The organism is Paenibacillus sp. J22FR21, from assembly GCF_056269135.1.
Genome location: NZ_JBWDNJ010000002.1, coordinates 662,305 through 683,641 on the forward strand (window position 1 = coordinate 662,305; position 21,337 = coordinate 683,641).

Annotated in this window: 18 protein-coding genes; 17 read left to right on the forward strand and 1 reads right to left on the reverse strand. The window is 51.1% G+C overall.

The features are described from left to right. The first annotated feature begins 12 nt into the window (after window positions 1–12). The 9 genes from AC0YNS_RS08835 to AC0YNS_RS08875 all read left to right on the forward strand — a co-directional run bounded on the left by AC0YNS_RS08835 (window position 13) and on the right by AC0YNS_RS08875 (window position 9,991). Window positions 13–570: a response regulator gene (locus AC0YNS_RS08835; protein WP_475780620.1), complete on the forward strand. Its 558-nt coding sequence runs from the start codon at window positions 13–15 to the stop codon at window positions 568–570. A gap of 143 nt (window positions 571–713) precedes the next feature. Then, window positions 714–2,390 (forward strand): amino acid permease, encoded by a 1,677-nt coding sequence (locus AC0YNS_RS08840; protein ID WP_475780621.1) that lies wholly within the window; start codon window positions 714–716, stop codon window positions 2,388–2,390. 276 nt (window positions 2,391–2,666) lie between these two features. After that, window positions 2,667–3,326 carry an MOSC domain-containing protein gene (locus AC0YNS_RS08845; protein ID WP_475780622.1) on the forward strand — a complete coding sequence of 220 codons (660 nt, stop codon included), beginning with the start codon at window positions 2,667–2,669 and terminating at the stop codon, window positions 3,324–3,326. Then, on the forward strand, window positions 3,278–4,420 hold the full coding sequence (locus tag AC0YNS_RS08850) for a phosphotransferase (RefSeq protein ID WP_475780623.1): 1,143 nt from the start codon (window positions 3,278–3,280) through the stop codon (window positions 4,418–4,420). The genes AC0YNS_RS08845 and AC0YNS_RS08850 overlap by 49 nt, the downstream gene beginning before the upstream one ends. A 139-nt stretch (window positions 4,421–4,559) precedes the next feature. Further along, on the forward strand, window positions 4,560–5,480 hold the full coding sequence (locus AC0YNS_RS08855) for a polysaccharide deacetylase family protein (RefSeq protein ID WP_475780624.1): 921 nt from the start codon (window positions 4,560–4,562) through the stop codon (window positions 5,478–5,480). 225 nt (window positions 5,481–5,705) lie between these two features. Beyond that, a complete protein-coding gene (locus tag AC0YNS_RS08860) occupies window positions 5,706–6,716 on the forward strand; it encodes a 2-oxoacid:acceptor oxidoreductase family protein (protein ID WP_475780625.1) in 1,011 nt (336 codons plus the stop codon). Window positions 6,717–6,753: 37 nt separating this feature from the next. Beyond that, complete coding sequence (locus tag AC0YNS_RS08865) at window positions 6,754–9,060, forward strand: thiamine pyrophosphate-dependent enzyme (RefSeq protein WP_475780626.1); 2,307 nt, start codon at window positions 6,754–6,756, stop codon at window positions 9,058–9,060. Between the two features lie 86 nt (window positions 9,061–9,146). After that, window positions 9,147–9,437, forward strand: coding sequence for a hypothetical protein (locus tag AC0YNS_RS08870; RefSeq protein WP_475780627.1), 291 nt, complete (start codon window positions 9,147–9,149; stop codon window positions 9,435–9,437). Window positions 9,438–9,463: 26 nt separating this feature from the next. After that, a complete protein-coding gene (locus AC0YNS_RS08875) occupies window positions 9,464–9,991 on the forward strand; it encodes a hypothetical protein (protein ID WP_475780628.1) in 528 nt (175 codons plus the stop codon). 94 nt (window positions 9,992–10,085) lie between these two features. Here AC0YNS_RS08875 and AC0YNS_RS08880 read toward each other — a convergent pair whose 3' ends face one another. Continuing rightward, the gene (locus AC0YNS_RS08880) at window positions 10,086–11,075 is read right to left on the reverse strand and encodes a YpdA family putative bacillithiol disulfide reductase (protein ID WP_475780629.1); all 990 of its coding nucleotides are present in this window, start codon (window positions 11,073–11,075) and stop codon (window positions 10,086–10,088) included. 198 nt (window positions 11,076–11,273) lie between these two features. On the opposite strand from AC0YNS_RS08880, the gene AC0YNS_RS08885 reads away from it, so the two are divergent. The 8 genes from AC0YNS_RS08885 (at window position 11,274) to AC0YNS_RS08920 (ending at window position 21,330) form a co-directional block, all read left to right on the forward strand. Next, a complete protein-coding gene (locus AC0YNS_RS08885) occupies window positions 11,274–11,807 on the forward strand; it encodes an ADP-heptose synthase (protein WP_090985453.1) in 534 nt (177 codons plus the stop codon). A gap of 352 nt (window positions 11,808–12,159) precedes the next feature. Continuing rightward, a complete protein-coding gene (locus tag AC0YNS_RS08890) occupies window positions 12,160–13,908 on the forward strand; it encodes an ABC transporter ATP-binding protein (protein ID WP_475780630.1) in 1,749 nt (582 codons plus the stop codon). 56 nt (window positions 13,909–13,964) lie between these two features. Continuing rightward, window positions 13,965–15,773 (forward strand): ABC transporter ATP-binding protein, encoded by a 1,809-nt coding sequence (locus AC0YNS_RS08895; RefSeq protein ID WP_475780631.1) that lies wholly within the window; start codon window positions 13,965–13,967, stop codon window positions 15,771–15,773. 200 nt (window positions 15,774–15,973) lie between these two features. After that, the gene (locus AC0YNS_RS08900; protein ID WP_210658353.1) at window positions 15,974–16,246 is read left to right on the forward strand and encodes a hypothetical protein; all 273 of its coding nucleotides are present in this window, start codon (window positions 15,974–15,976) and stop codon (window positions 16,244–16,246) included. A 320-nt stretch (window positions 16,247–16,566) separates the two neighbouring features. Next, window positions 16,567–17,844, forward strand: coding sequence for a serine--tRNA ligase (serS, locus tag AC0YNS_RS08905; RefSeq protein WP_475780632.1), 1,278 nt, complete (start codon window positions 16,567–16,569; stop codon window positions 17,842–17,844). A 93-nt stretch (window positions 17,845–17,937) separates the two neighbouring features. Beyond that, window positions 17,938–18,903, forward strand: coding sequence for an AAA family ATPase (locus tag AC0YNS_RS08910; protein WP_475780633.1), 966 nt, complete (start codon window positions 17,938–17,940; stop codon window positions 18,901–18,903). A gap of 28 nt (window positions 18,904–18,931) precedes the next feature. Next, entirely contained in the window at window positions 18,932–20,026 is a 1,095-nt protein-coding gene (locus tag AC0YNS_RS08915) for a DUF58 domain-containing protein (protein ID WP_475780634.1), read from the forward strand. Next, window positions 20,023–21,330: a DUF4129 domain-containing protein gene (locus AC0YNS_RS08920; protein ID WP_475780635.1), complete on the forward strand. Its 1,308-nt coding sequence runs from the start codon at window positions 20,023–20,025 to the stop codon at window positions 21,328–21,330. The genes AC0YNS_RS08915 and AC0YNS_RS08920 overlap by 4 nt, the downstream gene beginning before the upstream one ends. The last annotated feature ends 7 nt before the right edge of the window (window positions 21,331–21,337 follow it).

Sequence of the window (21,337 nt, forward strand, 5' to 3'; positions counted from 1 at the left end):
GAGGAGATCCTTATGATTTATGTTCTCATATTGCTGCCAATATGCTTTATTCTGACTTTCACATTGATCAGACGAAGACAGCACGAGAATAATAAACCCGTCATTGACTGCGACCATCAAAGCCAAAAGCACCATTTCAATACTCAGCAAGCTTCAGCAGAGCGTAAACGGACAGTCGATGAAGAGACGGATACAAGTGATAACTTGGCGAATTTCAGTATTCTCATCATTGACGACCAAGCGGCAATCCGTATGCTGCTGCGAGAATTGTTCGAGCTTGAAGGTTTGACTGTCTATGAGGCGATCAATGGCGCTGCTGCGATTGATACCGTTCGTTCAACGGAGATTGACTTCATATTGCTTGATCTGAAGATGCCGGATATGGACGGAATAGAAGCGCTGCAAGGGATTCGTCAATGGAACGAACATGTGCAGGTCGCGATGATAACTGCATTCGGAGATCCGCTCAAAATGGAGGCAGCCAAACAGCTGGGCGTGCAATCGTTTTTCACCAAGCCGTTTGATATCGAGCAAGTAAAGTGTCATGTGTTGAACAGCTTGAGGAAATAGGATTGAAAAGTTGAGCATAACCCATCTCCAATCGAATAATCATGCAAGGTCCAATCCGTTCTGGCAGCTACAATGCAGGCGGATTTTTTAGTTGTGCTGTTGGGATTGTCTCGCTCATAGAGTCAAGTATGGGGGTGGAGACATTGTTTTTGCTGTGGGCAGGTTGTTTGATTTTCGTATGCGCATGTGGTCTCTCCCTATTCCTCGCACGGACGGCGGAACGCGGCGCTAAGCGGTCCTTGCACCAATCCTTGCATCACTACTCGCCCTATGTGCGATATATGCAGGATAAGCATGATCTGAACGGAATCGGATTCGCACAGCAGCTTACTCGGCATATCGGCGGTTTATCTTTGTTTGGGCTGTCCTTTACATCCTTATCGTTTATCGGCGGAGCGGTCCTGTTTATGGGTCCTGCCTTAGCTGCAGGCGGCCCTGCGGTAATCGGCATCGGTTGGCCAATCCTCACCTGCTTCGGCATCGTAACGGCAAGCTCGCTTGCGGCACTTGCTTCTGCCGTTCCTACTGCAGGCGGCTGCTATCATTGGGCGTTATCGGCCGGCGGACGACGAATGGGCTTATGGTCGGGCTGGCTGCATTTTCTAGGCACGATCTTCATGCTGGTAACGACGAATCTGCTTCTGGCAGATTGGATCTATAACGTGATGGAGCAGCGGTTGGGGTATGCAGGCGGCGGGGAGTTGTATTATGTGCTCCTAATTGTGCTGTTTCTCACGCAAGCTCTTCTGAATATAAGAGGGGTTCACTCCTTGGGTAAAATCGCGGGCATTTCTAGCGGACTGCAGCTGTTGTTATGGTTTACAATCATTCTTTTCTTCGTTGCTGCAGCATGGCCGGCTAGCTATCCGTTTCAAATGTTGGCTGGTAATGACCCAATCGCAGGCGCTACTGTCGGCGATAGTCAACCAGTGATGGTAATCGGGATGCTCATGCTGCAGCGGCTCTTTCTGGGCAGCGACTTTGCAGGGCAGATGGCAGAAGAAACGAGGGACCCTCGTATTATCGTTCCGTGGTCAATCTTCTTCTCATCGGTAATGCTTGGTTTATTCGGATTTATATTATTCGTGCTTCTGTTTATGTGGTTTCCGGTTGGGAGTGAGGGGCTGACCTCCTATTCGGACATAAGTGCTTGGTTCGTCACTCTATGGACCAAATGGGGAGCGCTAAGCAACGCGATCCTACTGCTGCTTATCGTTTCGTTTGTGTGGATGAATGGGAATGCTTCAATGGCAGCAGCTTCACGTACGTTATTTGCTATGGCGAGAGATGAAGCCGCGCCTTACTCAGGCAGACTTTCGGCCGTTTCAGTGCTCTATCGAACGCCACTTCGTGCGGTGCTTGCCGTATCTATAGGTGCAGGCGTATTCTCATTGGTGCTCAAATCGTTGTCTGCAGGCGCAATGACTCCGCAACACACTCTTCTACAGCTGATCTTATTAAGTGTAGGAGCGCTGCATATTGCACTGGCATTACCCATTGGAGCTAAGCTGTATGGGGAAATAACGAATAGGAATCTTGCGAAGCTTAAGGGGCCGTGGAATCTCGGTGCGTATGGGATGTATGTGGATGCGATCGCGCTCAGCTGGCTTTCGATAAGTGCAGCTGCCGCATTCGCATTTATGGATTCTGTCCTCCTTCTCTACTTGGCTTTCGCAGTGTTGATCGGCGGCTTACTAATCGAGTGGAAATACCGCGCATTGCTGAAGAAGCTGCCGTTCAAGGTTGTTGGCTCCATTCGGTTCAGCCGAAGGTCCATCGATGAATGTATCAGAATTGAAAGAAAATTCCCGCAACATTAGAAATCAACCTTCGATCTTATAAAATACAGCCAAGAGCATGGGGAAATAATAAACCTGTCATCGGAAAATATTTCCCCAAATGCTCGTGAATATTTCCCGGGGAAGCGCATGAAACAACACGAAAAGTGCGCTTTCGACACGTTCTGTAACAAGCTGATCGAATAGGGGAAAACATGTCAAAATCGCTACTGTTAACGGCATTAAAGATTGCTTGGCTTCCATATTTCGGCGTATAATTCGTTGTAATATACCGTAGTTGATGAAGGAGGAGCAGGGATGGAGCTAGGAACACTGATCTCGATTAATACGGGTCTGCCGGAAACCGTACAATTCGGGAAGAAAGATATAAGCACGGGCATCAATAAGGAACCGATCGGAACACAGCCTATTTATCTCACTCGTACCGGGCTGAACGGTGATGGGCAAGGTGATCTTGTTTTTCATGGCGGAGCAGATAAAGCCGTTTGCGTGTATCCGGCCGAACATTTCCCTTATTGGAAAGACCGCTGGCAGCGCGAGGTTCTCCCAGGTGCTTTTGGCGAAAATTTCACCGTATCCGCACTGACGGAGCTTGAAGTGCGTATCGGAGATATTTGGAGCGTAGGCGATACCGTGGTCCAAGTCAGCCAGCCGAGACAGCCCTGCTACAAGCTCGGGATGAAGCATCAATTGCCTGAGCTTGCATATGAGGTGCAGATGAACGGTTATACCGGGTTCTACTTGCGCGTGCTTACTGAAGGTCATGTAAAGCTGGGGGACAAGCTGCTACTGACGAGCAGGCATCCGGCTGCGATTACGATTGCAGAAGCGAACCGAGTGATGCATATCGATAAACAGGACAAGGCAGGTATGCTTGCATTGCTTGCCATTGCGGAGCTGTCGGCGAGTTGGCAGCAAACACTTACCGGCAGGCTGGAGAAACTGAAGGCCGAATAACGGGGTTTGCGACAGGCGAAGAAATAAGATGTAACAGCAGCGGGGATTGGGAAGGTAACCAACGGGAGGCAGCAGCTGACATGGGTCAAATCAATGAGGGCGAATTTGCCGAATACTTGAATGCATATCGGCTTGATCCGAATCGGAAGCTCGTACAAGAAGAGAGCGGAATGAACAATACGACTCGCATGGTTTACTCCGGTGCAGAGAAGTTCGTGCTCCGTATATACGAGAACCACCGTGACGAAGCGCTTATTCGTACTGAGCATGCGATTCTGGATGAGCTTCAGAGACAGAAGCTATCCTTTGAAGTGCCTCTGCCGGTACATAATCACTTAAACAGTACGATTACAATCGGCTCGAATGGCAAGCTGGCGGCATTATATCGGTTTATTAACGGGAATAGGCCGACGCCAGAGCTCGATTCACATCTGCTTGAATTAGGTAATGCGGCTGGAGAGCTCTCACAGGCATTGGCGCAATCTGTAAATTGGGAAATAGGTCCCCAATATAAACCTTACTACGAGCTGGAAGAAACACATGGCTCCATGTCGACAGAAGTTCTAATGGGGCTGAGTGAGCGCTCAGAATGCCTCTTAAACAGCAGAGAGAGGCTGAAGGGACTTCTGTATGAACGAGAACAATTAACGGTGTTAAAAGATCGGATAAAGAGCTTGCCGCAGCAATGGATTCATGGTGATATTGTATTCACCAACGCAGTAGCAGAAGGTGAACGGATAAAGGGTCTGCTGGACTTTGAATTTTGCGCGATCGATGTAAGAGTGATGGAGCTGGCTGTTGCATTAGCCGAGTTTCCAAGTGAAGACCATGTAGAAGCCATCAGGCGCATACAGTTATTTTGCAGCGGCTATGGTAGGGCGGCGAAGCTGACGGAGGAAGAAGTGCTGATGCTGCCTGCGTTAGTTAAGCTTCGGATGATCGATGTTTGGCTTCATTTTGCCGGCAGGTTATACGAGGGATTGGATTCAGACGAAGTCTGGCGTGATCAGATCGAACGCGCTGCATTCGTTTGTCATTGGGTCGATAGCTGGCATGAAGAGCTAATGAAGGTGTTCCGTCGTCAGTTGAATTAAACTGCAAGGACATGTAAGGCCGATCTATCTCCGCTGTGGAGAATGATCGGCCTTGTTTTATTCATATAGATAACATGAACATGTGCAATTTCGGTGGACCGGAAGCATTCATGCTGAAGCAAGGCGGGGAGGCATGCATATGAAGAGTACGGCAGAGCTGCTGGGTTACGGACCGAGTGATCGCTTGTTAATTATTAATGCGGATGATTACGGCTTGTGTCACTCGAGCAATAAAGGAATTCAGAAGCTTCTTGAAGGCGGGATTGTTTCATCCTCTACGATTATGATGCCTTGCGCCTGGGCAAGAGAAGCTGCAGTATGGAGTGCAAGCCATTCGCTCTTGGATGTCGGCGTCCATTTCACCCTGACAAGTGAATGGGATTTGATGAAGTGGGGACCGGTTTACCGCGGCGGATCAACGGAATCGCTAGTGACGGGTGAAGGGTATTTTCATCGGGATTCCAAATCGTTCGAGCGCAGAGCTGATGGGGAGCAGGTGAAGCAGGAGCTAATCGCTCAAGTGGAGATGGCGCTGCAGATGGGCGTTAACGTGACTCACGCGGATAACCATATGGGAAGCTTATATGGATTGCAGACGGGCAGACATTTGCTGGCGGAAGTGTTTGATGTGTGTGCAGGATATGGGCTGCCTTTCCGACTTCCTCGGTTCCTGCAGCTGGAATCGGGTGCGCCGGCGCCTCCGGAGCTGGCCTTGCAGGCGCTTAAACATGCTGCTGAAGCTGATCGACGCGGAGTCGTCGTGCTGGACTATCTCGTAGCGCTGCCGTTTCATTCAAAGCCGGGTGAAACGTATGCACAGTTCAAGTCGCAAATGATTGCATTGCTGAAACGGTTAAAGCCTGGCGTATCCGAACTGATCCTGCACCCGGCGCTTGTAACTGACGAGCTGACCGCGTTTCACTCGGAGCCGCTAAAGCGCGGGATGGAAATGGATATTTTTCGTGATAAAGAAGTACAAGAAGTGATGCATTACGAGGGAATCAAACAAATCGGCTGGAAGGAATTGCGTCACTATCAACGTCGTAATTCGAGGCCATAATTCGAGCATGCAAGGCTGTCCATGTCGGAAATGAACAGCTGCTGTGCTAGCTTTGTTTATTGAAATCGGACAAGCTGTACTAGAACAGCATAGCGGACATTCGCCTGTATTACTGTTTGAACACTCCTGTTTTGGAAATAAACGCTATTCGCCACTTCCTCGTGGTGATATACTGATAGTTGTGAATTATATAAGTATTCAGTTAATTCGGAGGGAGTGGAGCAAGTGGCGGTACTTCCAAAACAGAATGATCTTGGATTCTTTGAAATTCGATTGGAATCAATAGGCGGATTGGGCGCTAACTTGGCCGGAAAGATGTTAGCTGAAGCAGGCGTAGTTGGAAGCGGTTTCAATGGGGTCAGTTTCTCCTCTTACGGATCAGAGAAGAAGGGCTCGCCGGTAAAGGCGCACATTCGTTTCTGTGATATGGAGACGAATATCCGCGATACTACACCGGTAGAGCGCCCTCATATCGTTGGGGTGTTTCACGAGAATATGTCTAAGACCGTGAATGTCATCAGTGGGATTTATGAAGACAGCGTGGTGTTAGTCAATTCTAGTAAAACAACCGATGAATTGAAGCAGAAAATGAACTTGTCCGCTGGTACACTTGCTGTTGTTGATGCTACAAGCATTTCGCTCGAGGAGAACAATCGCGTGAACATGGCGATGCTTGGGGGTCTATTCCGACTCTGCACCTTCCTGGATTTTGAGCATATGAAAGGAATAATCCGAAAGTCGCTGGAGAAGAAATATCCGCAGGCTGTCGAGCCGGCACTGAGAACGTTTCAGCGCGGATATGATGAAGTGAAGTTCCAGACGTATGCGCTTGCCGAAGGCGAGAGCATGCCGCAGCCAACTCGGTGGGATGTTCCATCGCTCGGCTACGAGACGCAGCCGATGGGCGGGATGATCATCAATCCCGGGAACAGCGTGCTGAAGGATATCAGTATTTCAAGACAAGGCATGATGCCGCATTTTGACGATGAGAAATGTATCCATTGCGCAGCTTGCGACACCGCGTGTCCGGACTTCTGCTTCGTATGGGAGGAACAGCCGGATAAGAAGGGCCGACCGCAAATGTTTCTGCAGGGGATCGATTATCAATATTGCAAGGGTTGCTTGAAATGCGTTGTGGCTTGTCCGACCGAAGCGCTCGCTTCTGAACGTGAGACGGACGGTTACGGCGAACAAAACCGAGTGCCACATAAGTTCGATTGGGCAAAAGCGAATTAAAGTCGTGTAGGTTTGCACGGAAGAGAGGAGCGATAACATGGCCATTGAAATCAACAAAGAAGTGAGCAGAGGTAAAGTAGAGCAGCGTATGGTCTATGAGTCAGGTAACGAGATGGCTGCGTATGCCGCGCATCAAATCAATTATCACGTTATGGGGTACTTTCCGATTTCACCTTCTACCGAGGTTGCCCAGTTTCTCGATCTGATGAAAGCGAACGGGCAGCATGACATTAAACTGATTCCCGCGGACGGCGAGCACGGCTCTGCAGGGATTTGCTATGGCGCGTCCGCAGCCGGGGGCCGCGTTTTTAATGCAACCAGCTCCAATGGATATTTATATATGCTGGAGCAAATGCCGGTTCAATCCGGCACGCGCTTCCCGATGGTGATGAATCTCGTCTGCCGTTCCGTCTCCGGACCGCTCGATATTCACGGTGACCACTCCGATTTGTATTTCGCGCTGAATACCGGATGGCCGATCTTGATGTGCCGCGATCCGCAAGCCGTATACGACATGAACATTATTGCGCTCAAGCTGGCTGAAGATCCGCAGGTGCGCCTGCCTGTTCTTGTCGCTTCCGATGGCTACTTTACTTCGCATCAGAAACGCCGCGTCCAAACTTTTGCACATCGCGCCGATGTACATGCTTTCGTTGGCGAACATTCCCCGGAAGGCTTCAAACATGTGCTCGACCGCAACAATCCGGTTACCGTCGGTCCTTACATGAATGAACCGGATTATATCAACAACTGCTACCAGCAGTCGGTGGCCATGTACAACGCGGGAGAAGTATTCGATCGCATCCGCACAGAGTATGCCGAATTGACCGGCCGCGACTATCCGATTCTCGATCAGTACCGGATGGACGATGCTGAAGTCGCGGTATTCCTGATGAATTCTGCATCCGAAATCATCAAGGATGTCGTGGATCAGCTGCGCGCGAAAGGGATCAAAGCAGGCTCCATCGCGCCGAATATCATTCGTCCATTCCCTGCCAAAGAAATCGCCGAGGCGCTGCGCGGTGTCAAAGCCGTAACGATCGGTGACCGCGCGGACTCCTATGGCGGTCATGGCGGCAACATGACGAACGAAATTAAAGCGGCGCTGTTTACGCAAGGCGTTCGGGATACGCTCGTCATCAGTCGGATTTATGGTCTGGGCGGCAAAGATTTCTACGCCGAAGACGGGCATCACCTGTTTGAGCTGGCGATTGAAGCAGCGCAATCGGGCAAAGTCGAAGTTCCGTTCGATTACTGGGGCCATACACCGGGCGATCCGGAGAAAGCACCGAAGCGTGTGCTGGAGCCGCTTAAGTATGAGGACCTGAAGACCGGACTGATTACGGTTGACCGCGATGAGGCTACCGGCAAGCTGAAGGTTAAAGTTCCACCGGTTCGCCAGCTGACGAAGAAGCCGAAACGGCTTGCGCCGGGTCATGGAGCTTGTCCGGGCTGCGGCATCTTCTCCGGCTTGGAGCTGTTCTTCAAGGGCATCGAAGGCGATATTGTCGCCCTCTACCAAACCGGCTGCGCGATGGTTGTTACGACCGGATTCCCGTACTCTTCGCATAAAGCAACCTATATTCATAACTTGTTCCAGAATGGTGCTGCAACGCTGTCCGGTGTGGTTGAGATGTTCTGGGAACGCAAACGCCGCGGCGAACTTGAACAATATGGCTTGAAGGATGATTTCACCTTCGTCATGATTACAGGCGACGGCGGGATGGACATCGGTATGGGGCCGGCAATCGGAAGCGCGCTGCGTAACCATAAGATGATCATTCTCGAGTACGATAACGAGGGTTATATGAATACCGGCGCGCAGATGTCGTATTCAACACCGCTTGGTCATCGTACTTCAACTTCCAACGTAGGCAAACATCAAGGCGGCAAGCTGTTCCATCATAAGGATACGGCGCAAATTATGGCGGCAACCAATATTTCGTATGTGTTTACAGGCTCGGAATCGCTGCCTCAGGATTTGCTCCGTAAAGCGGCCAAGGCGCAATATTATGCGCAGAATGTCGGCCTTGTGTATGGGAAAATTCTCATTTCTTGTCCGCTGAACTGGCTCTCGGAGGAGAAAATCGGTCAGACCTTAATCGACGAAGCGGTGAACACCTGTTTCTTCCCGATGTATGAGGTTGAAGAAGGCGTCACGACGATTACGTATAACCCGGAAGAGAAGGGCAAACGGATCCCGCTTGGCGACTGGCTGAAGAATATGGGGAAAACCAAACATATGACGCGTCCGGAATATGCCGAAGCGCTCAAAGCGTTCGAGGATGAAGTGGAACGCCGCTGGCTTCGCTTGAAAGCGAAACACGAGAATATGTACTTGTAGCATCTGTGAAGGCGCGGCGGCGAATAAGCGGCCGCGCCTTTCATTATGACCCACACTATGCCCGTTAGAAGGAGAGCTGAAGCACAATGCCCATCGTATTGCGTCATCGCATAACCGGAGAGATCGCATGTGGAATGTTGAGAAATGTGTATGATTTTGCATACTATGGCGCTCTCTGGTGGGAGGATATTGATGTGGCTGAACAGCTGGCTGAACATGCCCTGATGGAGAGGGATTTCGCCCAACCCTACTCAGAATGGGAGCTTCTTGAAGTGAAGGAAGAGCGGTTGAAGCTGTTTAATGTGAAGCTGAACAACAATTCGACCAGAAGAATAGTGCTGGAGCAAGATGGGACTATCAGGCTGCTGAAGTCATAGCGTACGTGTAGGAGGGTAAGAGGCGAATGAATGTGACGGATCAATCCTATTTTCAACAGATCAAGGGGCTGGGCTCCGATGTGGAAATAGAAGCGTTCGGCCTGACGCTCAGAACGGAAGGTTTCACTGCAATAAGACGATTTCTGGATGACTTTAGGCAGTATTTGCGTACATTTACCGATGAGGAAGTGGGGTTTGCGTTAGAACTGCTGCGACGCGGTCAACTGGCAGTACCCGAGCCCGGCCGGACAAGCCCTTCATGGACGTACGTTTGGCGTGAGTTCGCAGGCATTATTCGGACCAAGCGGCATGTATTCGAATCCATACCGGAGGACCAGCGAAGCGGGGAGTGGCAGGTGCTGCTCGATAATCCGTTTAGCAATCAGAACATTACCGTATATCCGGCATTAACCTTCATCGAAGCCGTCTATATGTTTGCGTATTTCCGAACGGAACTGCTTCATAATGAATATATCCGGCTGCAGAAGATTGCGACAGTGATGACCTTCCAAGGCATCGATAAGGACGGAGTGCAGCCGATCGTGAGTCTATAAGAATACCAAAGAGGCTTTGAATCTTCCGAATGCGCGATTGCTCGATTCGGGATACAAAGCCTCTTTAAGTTGTCTTAACTCGCCGCGATGGTGTCTATAGCATTAGAGCACCGGTACGTACGAGATGTGCGGCGATCTTCCGCCCATGGAACCGACCGGATTCGATAAAGATTTCATTGGCTTCCCGCCGAGAAGCGACAACGCCGGCCAAATAAATACCCGGTACATTGCTCTCCATCGTTTCGTCGTTAAAGGTCGGATAACCTTCTTCCTCCATCGTTACGCCGAAGGAGGCAAGGAATGCGCGATCCGGATGGAAACCGGTCAAGGCCAGCACGAAGTCGTTCGGCAGCTCGTCAACACCGCCTTCACTTTCGATCGTGACGCTTCGCGAATGGATGGCAACAACGCGGGAAGCGAATCGCATCTGGATACGGCCTTTCGAGACGAGGCTCTCGAAGATCGGACGAACCCATGGCTTGATGCTCGAAGAATAGTGTTCGCCACGGTACACGACGGTTACCTTCGCGCCAACTCGCTCCAGCTCCAGAGCCGCATCGATCGCCGAATTGCTGCCGCCGATGATGGCGACCTGCATGCCCGTATACGGATGGGCTTCTCGGAAGAAATGTGTCACTTTATCGGACTTCTCGCCGGGAATACCAAGCTCATTGGGGTGATCGAAGTATCCGGTTGCGATAATGACGGCTTTGGCGCGATACGTGTTTAACTCGCCATGACGATTCGAACTCTCCAGCACGAAGTTGCCATCCTGCTGCGGATGAATCGACGTGACAGCCTCATAGGCATGTATGCGCACCTCACGCCGCAGAGCTACGCTGCGGTAGTAGTTGAGCGCTTCAATGCGAGAAGGCTTCTCGTTGGCTGTCGTGAACGGAATGCCGGCGATTTCGAGCAGCTCCGGGGAGCTGAAGAAGTGCATATAGGTTGGGTATTGCGATATCGAATGAACGACATTGCGCTTCTCGATCATGAGCGGATCGATGCCTATTGCCTGCAATTCAATAGCTGCGGCTAGTCCGCATGGACCGGCGCCGACGATGATTACTTGTTCGTTATGCATAAGTTCGGGATCAACTCCAATACACATTTAACATTAGGGCAGGGACCAGTCTTATTTTAGCACAGCTTCCAAACAGTTGCTTCCTGTAAAACAAGCATTTAGCTCTGTGTACGTGAAAGGTTATGTTGTATAATAAGCTAACACTTATCAAAGAGAGTTTGACTGAAGTCAAACTCCCTATCACAAGGGGGAGATAGAATGCGACGGCGATTTGTCATTGAAGCCGTAATGGTAGCAACCTATGGTCATTTGCTCGTACCAAGCCGGCCGGTCGATTTTGTCTTGCCTTATTCGACAATTATGGAACTCTACGATATGCAAGCAGGCACAGACCCTGTGATGGATGATCCCGAGGACGATGCGCATGTGAAAGCCAAAATCGGAGAGCTTATCGCATTCTTCGAGGACCCGTTCAACAAGAAGAAGATCGAGCGTGCGCTTCAGATGCCTTGGCGCCAGAGTTCGCCTCTGCTGCTCGATGATAGGATTCAATTTACCATCGTGCATGCGGTGGATAACGCGCACTACGGCGAATATTTTGACCCGATTGAGACCGAGCTGCTGTTAACTTCGATCAAGCTGAGCGTGCCTTTGCTGTCGGATCAATTCGAATTTCAAGATAAGCTTCTGGAGGCTGAGGTGCCTGTCCAGGTGTACGATATAGAGGATTTTGAATTCGCGGTGGAACAAGGAATTACGGCTGCGGATTTCGAGCCTACGAGCGATTTGTAGCCTGTTGTTTAAGGAAGCATGACCTCGAATAGGTCATTTTAGACCATTTTAGGTTGAAAATAAAATTCTCGAGAGCCTCTTGCGCACTGCCGGAAGTGATGTTAAGATTTGGTTGTTCCAATTAACGGAAAACGATGAAAGGAGGGCGATGGATATGGTAAACATTTTTATTGATGTGCGCAATGAAGCGTTTTATCGAGTCCATCGGCCCGACTTCTTTCACAGACTGCAGCCTTAAATAGCTGTGTACCCGTCTGTGTATAAGGAGATCTTGAGCCATGCGGCTCGGGGTCTCCTTTTTTGTTGCCGTCAAGGAAGCTGCGCATGTTCTGTTTAAAGGGGGAATACATCAATGAAAAATTTGGTTCGCTTATTGCGTTATTTGCGCCCGAGCACGAGCTGGGTCGTCATCTCGCTTGTGATGATGGTGCTCGGAACTGCGATCGATCTGATCGCGCCATGGATGCTGAAGCTGATCTTCGACGAAGGGATCGCCAATAGCAATGTGAAGCTGATTCTTGCATTGATATTAGGTCTGGCAGGCATTCAAGTCGTGAAAAGTATCGCCATGTTCATCCAAGGCCGAGCGCAAGAGCTTGTCGGGCAGAATGTCGTCTATACGCTTAGGGAGCAGCTCTATAATCATCTTCAGCGGTTGTCCTTCAGCTATTACGATAAAGCCCAGACCGGACAGCTGATGTCGCGCATGACAGGGGATATCGAATCCGTGAAGAACTTCATCGGTTTCGGCGCGATGGCGATGTTCACCGGGGTGATGACCTTTGTCGGTACGATCGTCTTCATGGCGTTCATAGAGTGGCGGGTTACGCTGCTCTGTATGGCTAGCGTTCCGCTGCTGCTGCTGGCGCTTTATCAGTTTAACAAAAGGGTTGGTCCGGCTTGGGGTCAGATTAGAGAGCAAATGGGTAAGCTGACGACAACCTTGCAAGAGAATATCTCAGGAATTCGTGTTGTTAAAGCATTCGCTCGTGAGCATGTTGAACAATCCAAGTTCGAGGAACGCAACGATCAGAATTTCGAAACGAATATGGACCGGGCGAAGCTTGAGGCCAAATCATTCCCACTCATGAACTTCTATGGAGGTCTCGTCTTTCTGACAATGGTGTGGGTCGGGGCGTATTTCGTGGCCAAAGGGCACATGACACTGGGTACATTCATGGCGTTCCAGTGGTACACATGGGGAATTATCTGGCCGCTTAACATGCTCGGCTGGCAAATCAACATTATGCAGCAGGCAATCAAAGCTGCGCCACGCGTGTTTGAAGTGCTGGATACTCCGGTAGATATCAGCTCGGAGACAGGCGCTAAGGCGGATACGGATCGCATAGAAGGGAATGTCAGCTTTGAAGGCGTCTCCTTCCACTTCGCCGATCAAGATCCGGAGCAAGACGCCGGTATTCTGGAGGATATCTCGCTTGGCGTGAAGCAGGGGGAAGTCGTCGCCGTGCTTGGCGCAACGGGCTCCGGCAAGAGCAGCTTGATCGCGCTGATGTCGCGATTCTACGATGTCAGCCAAGGTCGACTGTTGATTGACGGCGTCGATGTCCGTGACTATGAGCTTGAAGGACTCCGCCGCAAAATCGGTATCGTACCGCAGGAAACGTTCCTGTTCTCCGCGACAATTCGGGAGAACATCGCATATGGCTTGCCGGAAGCGACGCAGGAGCAGATTGAATGGGCATCACGCAAAGCTCAGATTCATGCCTTTATCGACACCTTGCCGCATGGCTATGACACGATCATCGGCGAACGTGGGGTCGGGCTGTCCGGCGGGCAGCGTCAGCGTGTCGCACTGGCACGCGCGATTCTAATGGATCCGCCGATTCTTGTGCTGGATGAAGCAACGGCAAGCGTCGATACGGCTACGGAATCCGCGATTCACGAGGAGCTGCTGGAGGTCATGAAGGGACGCACGACGTTCATCATCGCGCAGCGACTATCCTCTGTGAAACGGGCAGATCGCATAGTCGTGCTTGACGGAGGCAAGATCGTGCAGCAGGGAACGCATAAAGAGCTGTTCGAGCAGGAAGGGTTCTTCCGGAATCTGTTCCAGATGCAAGAGGCTGCCGCAGCCAGATAATCGTTCAATTAATGGCATGAAAAATATGATTAACGCCATAAAGGAGGGAAACCTCTATGAGTCAAGTCGAATGGGATTCCGACGAAGATTTAGAAGAGAAGCCGTTTAACCGGGAGTACATGAAGCGATTGTTCCGCTATGTACTCCCTTATCGCAAAGTCCTTACCATCGTCCTCATTATTGTCCTATTCAATATGGGTCTCAGTCTCGCAGAGCCACTGCTGCTAAGATACATCATTGACGAAGGGATCTTGAAACAAGATTTCTTCTTGATTAATATGGTCGGTCTAACGCTGCTGGGGATTAGGGTAGCGGGGTGGCTGTTTGGCTACCTGCACACCAGATTCATCAACTTTACCGGGCAACGGATTTTGTTTGATCTGCGTCAGCAGCTGTTCAATCATTTGCAATCCTTATCGTTCCGCTTCTTCGATGGCAGACCTGCCGGGAAAATCATGTCCCGCATCACGAATGATACGAACTCAATCGGTGAGCTCATTAATGGTGGATTGATTACACTTGTCATGGAGTTTACACATCTAATCGGGATCGTAGTCATTCTGCTCTGGATGGACTGGAAGCTGGCATTATTATCCTTCATTACTTTGCCGCTGCTGTACTTGGTTTTCGGCCAAATGCAATCCAAAATCGAAGGCTCCTGGTCGCGTTCACGCAAAACGATGTCCGCGATCAACGGCAATTTGAATGAGACGCTTCAAGGCATTCGCGTCATTCAAGCGTTCTCTCGCCAATCCGAGAACAACAAGAGGTTTGAGAAGCTGAATGCACGCAACAAGAATGCGTTCATGCGGGCTGTGACGCTGGAATCCATCGTCTTCCCATCCGTTGAGATGATCGGGATGATCGGAACCTGCGTCGTGTTATGGTTCGGTGCGCAAGCTGTTATGGATAAAGAGTTGACACTGGGCTTTATTATGGCCTTCATCAATTACTTGTGGCGTTTCTGGGGACCGCTTAGCGCGCTATCCAAAGTGTATAGCCAGGTGCTGTCCGCAATGGCTTCGGCTGAGCGCATCTTCGAGATTCTGGATTCGGAGCCGGAAGTGAAGGATCGCGCCAATGCGAAGTCGATGAAGACGATCCAGGGCGAGGTTATATTCGAGAATGTAGCATTTCGCTATGAAGCGGATAAACCGGACGTGCTCAAGGATATTAATCTTCATATTAAGCCGGGTCAGCGTGTTGCGCTTGTGGGTCCGACCGGTGCAGGGAAGAGTACGATCGTCAATCTGCTCATGCGTTTCTATGATACAACCGGAGGCCGGATACTGATCGATGGTCAAGAGGTCAAGGATGTTACATTGGAATCGCTGCGACGTCAGATGGGCATCGTGCTGCAGGATTCCTTCATCTTCTCCGGAACCATAGAAGAGAATCTGCGCTACGGCAACGAGGATGCATCCGATGAGGCGCTGCGCCGCGCAGCCGAGAATGTACGCATCGACAAGTTTGTCTCCCAATATGCAGACGGCTATCAGACACAGGTGGAGGAACGCGGTTCGAAACTGTCCGTCGGTCAGCGCCAGCTGCTTGCCTTCGGGCGGGTGCTGCTGTCAGATCCGCGCATTCTGATTCTGGATGAGGCTACCTCGAGTGTAGATACAGAGACGGAGCAGCACATTCAAGCCGCGCTTCACACGATGCTCGAAGGTCGTACGGCATTTATTATCGCGCATAGGTTATCTACGATCCGCGATGCCGATATCATTCTCGTCGTCAAGGATGGCCGTATTTCCGAGCAAGGCTCACATGATGAACTAATGAGTCAAAACGGCCTCTATAAGAAACTTTATATGACGCAATTCGAGATGCAGCAATCGCTTGCGATGCAAACGGGGGCTTAAGATTCGCATGGACGGCAGCTCCCTTACTCTGGGGGCTGCTCTTTCTTTCGCGCTAGATAGGCTTTGAATTGCGAGAATAGACCAAAGTTCACGTTTCGCGCAGTTCCCACATGGGTAAACTATATAAATGAATTGACATTCACCCGCAAATTTAATAAGCTTACAAGGAATTTTCAAATCTACAAAACAGGAGATTGATTATGAAATTCAATATGAAAATTAAAGATTTTGCAGCTGCAGACATTAATGTAGCAGATGGACTATATCATTTTGTCGTTACGATGTCCGATAACACGCAATGCCGATTGATCTTCACGAAGAAACCGGATTGGAAGCTGATTGGCGTTAACCGTCTTCTTACGGTTCCTTGCCCAATCTGCAGAAGAGATTACTATTGCAACTGCATGACTAAGTATGTAGAAGCATTTGAGCGTGAAGTGCTCGACAAAGAGCTTATTTCTTCCGTTCTGTAATTTTCAAGCAGTCATTGATGACTGCCCCTTGCATCGTGAGTATGGCTCTGCTATACTAACGAGCAATAAGCACACAGGCCGATGATGAGCATCCAACTCGGAGGCGTTGCGTACAGAGTTTGAGGGCAATCCGTTGCCGTTCCAGGCTCTCCAAGCATTCCGGTACCGCACCGTTATCGGCGGATCTGAGAGAGTCGATCATGCGATTGACTAATTTGGGTGGCACCGCGAGCGCGTTCTTCGTCCCATTGTTATGGGACAAAAGGAACGCGTATTTTTGTTTGTCCCAGCGACAATAGGAATCAAAGGGAGTGCTAACCATGTTAAACATCACAGTGATCAGACAGCAAGCGAAGGCGTATCAACAAGTCGCAGATTGGAAGAAGATTTCGATATCGATTGAAGAGCTCCTCGCGGTGGATGACCGCAGGCGGGAGCTGCTTCAATTAACGGAAACGCTTCGTGCGGAAAGAAACAGACGCTCGAAGGCGATTGAGCAGCTGATGCTGGAAGGCCGTAAGGAAGAAGCGGCACCGTTGAAACTGGAAACGACGGAGCTGCTGCAGCAGCTTAAGCAAACGGAGGCGCAGTATCGGCAGACGATGTTCCGATACGAGGATCTTATGCTGCGCGTCCCTAATCTGACGTCGGCGGATACTCCGGTAGGCGCCAGCGATGAGGACAATGTTGAGCTGCGTAGAGTTGGGGACATTCCCGACTTTGCGACATTCCTGCCACAAAGCCATGTGGAAATCGGGCAACGACTGGGGATGGTGGATTTTGCGCGCGGGGTAAAGATCGGCGGTACCCGGCAATATGTACTGGCCAATTACGGGCTGCAATTACATCGGGCTGTTCAACAGCTTGCACTCGACATGCTGATGGATAAAGGGTTTGAGCTGATGGATGTGCCTGCTATGGTGAAGGAGGAATCGCTAGTTTCGTCGGGCTATTTTCCGGCCAATCGGGATCAGACCTTCGGCATCCAAGGCGAGGATAAGTGGCTGATCGGGACGTCGGAGGTGCCGCTTATCTCGTATTACAGCGGGGAACTCGTGGATCTCACTACCCCGAAGCGGCTTGGGGCTGTCAGCCCCTGTTATCGCAGCGAGGTTGGATCGGCAGGCCGCGATGTACAAGGTCTCTACCGTGTTCATCAATTTGCGAAAGTGGAGCAGGTTGTGTTGTGTGAAGCGAATCTTCCGCTGGCGTTATCGCTGCTGGAGCAAATGACAGCGATGAGCGAGGAGCTGCTGCAGCTTCTCGAGCTGCCGTATCGAGTGGTTGCGGTGTGCGCCGGCGACATGTCGCAGAAGAATTATAAGCAGTACGATATCGAGACTTGGATGCCGAGCCGCGGCAGCTATGGGGAGACGCATTCGGCTTCGCTGCTGCTGGACTTTCAGGCGCGGCGCTCGAATATCCGCTATATGGATGAGAACGGCAATCCGCAATACGCGTACACGCTAAACAATACGATGGTCGCCACGCCGCGAATTCTCATTCCGCTTCTCGAGAATCATCAGCGCGAGGATGGTTCGATTAATATCCCGCTGGTACTTCGTCCCTACATGAGAGGACGCTCGGAGCTTCGCTAGTCATCTTCAATCGGGTCTAGCCTCTCTACTAGAATGGGGGTATACTTGAGAGGATGTACTTCCATTCGCTGGAAAACGAGAGGAGCAGGCAGGATGAGTTTAAGTAAAATCAGTCAAACGGCAGATCGAATTCGTTCCAATGTCAGTAAAGTCATCGTAGGGAAAGAAGATATCGTCGACAAATTAATTATCGCCATTCTAACATCCGGCCATGTGCTGCTGGAGGACGTACCGGGGACAGGGAAGACGCTGCTCGCTAAAGCACTTGCCAAGTCGATAGACGGCGCGTTCAAACGGATTCAATTTACGCCGGATTTGCTCCCGTCTGACCTGACGGGCATTCACTTCTATAATCAGAAAGTCGGGGAATTCGAGTTTCGTCCAGGTCCGCTCTTCGCGAACATCGTGCTGGCAGATGAAATTAACCGAGCGACACCCCGTACGCAGTCCAGCTTGCTGGAGTGTATGGAAGAGCGGCAGGTAAGCATCGATGGAACGACGCATACGCTTGGTCGTCCGTTTCTTGTCATTGCGACGCAGAATCCAATCGAGCAGCAGGGTACGTTTCCGCTGCCGGAGGCACAGCTTGACCGCTTCCTCTTCAAGATTAAGATGGGCTACCCGACGACGGAGGAAGGCATCTCCATTATGAAGCGGTTTATGGCGGATAGCCCGCTGGAGCAGCTGGAGCCGGTTATCGGCGCGGAAGAAATCGAGGCGGCCAAGGGGCTGTATACGAGCATTCAAGTGAGCGAGGAGCTGCTTGGCTATATGCTTGCGATCGTAGAAGCGACCCGGGTACATCCGGATGCGGCTCTCGGCGCAAGCCCGCGAAGCAGTCAGGCGCTGCTGCGTGCCTGCCAAGCGCATGCGGCTATCAAGGGCAGAGACTATGTTCTCCCGGATGATGTGAAAGCTATGGCAGTACCGGTGCTGGCACATCGTATCGCCCTGCGAAGCGTGCAGCGGATGCGTCCTGAAGCAGCGGAGCAGGTTATCGGCAGTATTCTTGCATCCGTCTCGGTGCCAGCGGATTCACCGCTTGTCGGCAGGACTTAAGGAAGTCGGCCGAGGAGGGAGATGAAGGATGGGCATTCATTGGTATATTCTAAGCGCGCTATTCGTCATCGTGGTGCAACGGTATCTTTTCCGCTACTTCGGGATGAAAGGCGTGACATACTCGCGTACGTTCAGTGTGGCGACTTGCTTTGAAGGTGACCGCATTGAGATGGTGGAGCGGTTAGCGAATCGTAAATTTGTGCCTGTGCCATGGCTTCGGGTTGAATCCTTGCTGCACACCGGATTGAAATTCGAAAGCGATACCAATTTCGCAGTCAGCCACGGACAGTTCTATCAGAATCATCGCAGCTTATTCAGCCTTATGGGCAATAAACAGTTGAAGCGACGCCATACGGTTCTGGCGGCATCGAGGGGCTGTTACCGGCTGACCAGCGCTTCGCTGACGTTTGGCGATCTGTTCGGGATGTTCAGCTCGTGGCGGTCAGTGCCGCTTGAAGTGGAACTGCTCGTGTACCCGCAGCCTGCTGATCGTTCGCTGATCCAGCTTCCTTCTAGGAGCTGGCAAGGGGATATCGCGGTGCGCAGATGGATCGTGGAAGATCCCTTCTACATCAGCGGGGTCCGGGAGTACCGTCCGGGCGATTCTTTCAAAATGATCAATTGGAGCGCGACTGCGCGCACGGGTTCGATGCAGGTCCACCGCCGCGACTATACGGCGGATTACCGACTTATCGTTCTGCTCAATGTTGAGGATCATGCCGGGATGTGGGAAGCGGTGAATAACCCGGCTCTCATAGAGGAAGGTATTCGTTATGCGGCAGCGATTCTTCAGTACGCAACGGAGCAAGGCGTGGAAACGGCCTTTGTGAGCAATGGCCATGAGCTTGATCATCCGGAAACGGTGATGAAGGTGGAGCGAGGAAGCGGAAGCGAGCACTTGACGCATTTGTACGGTCAGCTCGCGAAGCTTGTTATCGTGCGTACGCAGCCTTTCGATGCGATGGTGGAGCAGCTCAGGTCCGAGTGGGAGGAACGCTGCGATGTTGTCATCATTTCAGCTTTCATGAGCGATCCTATAGAACGAGAAATGGCAAAGCTTCGCAATGACGGCCATTCTGTTGATTGGCTGCCGATTGCGGGAGTGGAGGTCGCTGCCGGATGAGTGTTTCGACTACGAAAGGGAACGTGATGCGGGCCATCTTCTCGTTATTCGGTTCAGGCTTGATCGAATTATTGTTGTTCATGCCGATTTACCTCGCTGTTTATGTATGGAAACCGCAATTTGAAGTACCTTTGCCTGCTATGATGCTTCTGCTGCTCGCTGGTTATATGGTCGGTTGCGGCCTCAACTTACTGGTTAAGTTTGCGCATTCGTTTGGCAGAAGCGTACTTGCTGCAATCCTTGCGGCCGTAAGTTGTTTCTTGCTGTTCGGTTTGACAGTGGACGCGATTGTTCCGTTTCTGTATGTGACAGCTGCGCTGTTCCGGGGTTCGGCTTACGCGGTCACGCATCCGTTATTGCGTCATTTGCCGCGAACGTATGTGATGGGAACATCGTTTTATTTTGCCGGATCGGTCGTGTATCAGTTTAAAGAGGGCTTCGACGACTATGATACCTTCTATCTGATAGCAGGATTGCTGACGCTGGGTTTGACGCTGTTTCAGGCGAATCGCAGTACGGTTAGCCGAGAAACGTTGTCCGGAGAAGCCAAGCCGAACGTAGACTATACGGTGCGCAGGCATAATCGGTACTTCGTCGGTGTTGCAGCAGCGGTATCCGTGCTGATTGTGCTCAGTTACCAGCTGCAGGCGATGTTTGGTGCTCTTGGTCGAGAGGTCAAGGATCTCCTCGGAGGTTTGTTGAGCGGAAGCGGGGACAAATCCTCTACTCCGCCAACAGGAGCAGAAACTCAGCAAATGCCTGAAATGCCGCCGATCGATGGTGCATCGAAGGGGCTGCCGCTTTGGGTAGAGATCATATTGTACGGTATCGCGGCTATCATGGTTGGATTCGTGCTCTGGCTTGCGCTTCGCAAGCTGAAGGAACTGCCGCAGTGGTTGAAGCTGCTCCGCAGTAAACTCGCACAGCTGTTCAGCAGGGATGCGGCACGGACGACTAGCGGCTATGTCGATGAAGTCGAGCGAATCCGAAGTACCGGCAATCGGTTCACCTCGTGGCGCAATCGTTCCAAAGAGCAGAAGCTGAAGTGGAAGGATCTTACGAATAACGAAGCGCGTGTTCGTTACTTGTATCGCCGCTGGGTGGGCAGCTTCGTGAAGAAGGGCTATTCGTTTAAGCCGCATCTGACGCCGAATGAAATTGGCGCGGATCTGAGCAAAGACAATGGTGCTGTTGAAGCGAATCCGCTGCTTGCCGCTTATCATAGCGTGCGCTATGGAAAACAACCTATTTCGAATGAAATGGTGGAGGAGCTCGTCAGTCTTGACGGTGGACTAAAGCGCTGATTGGTAC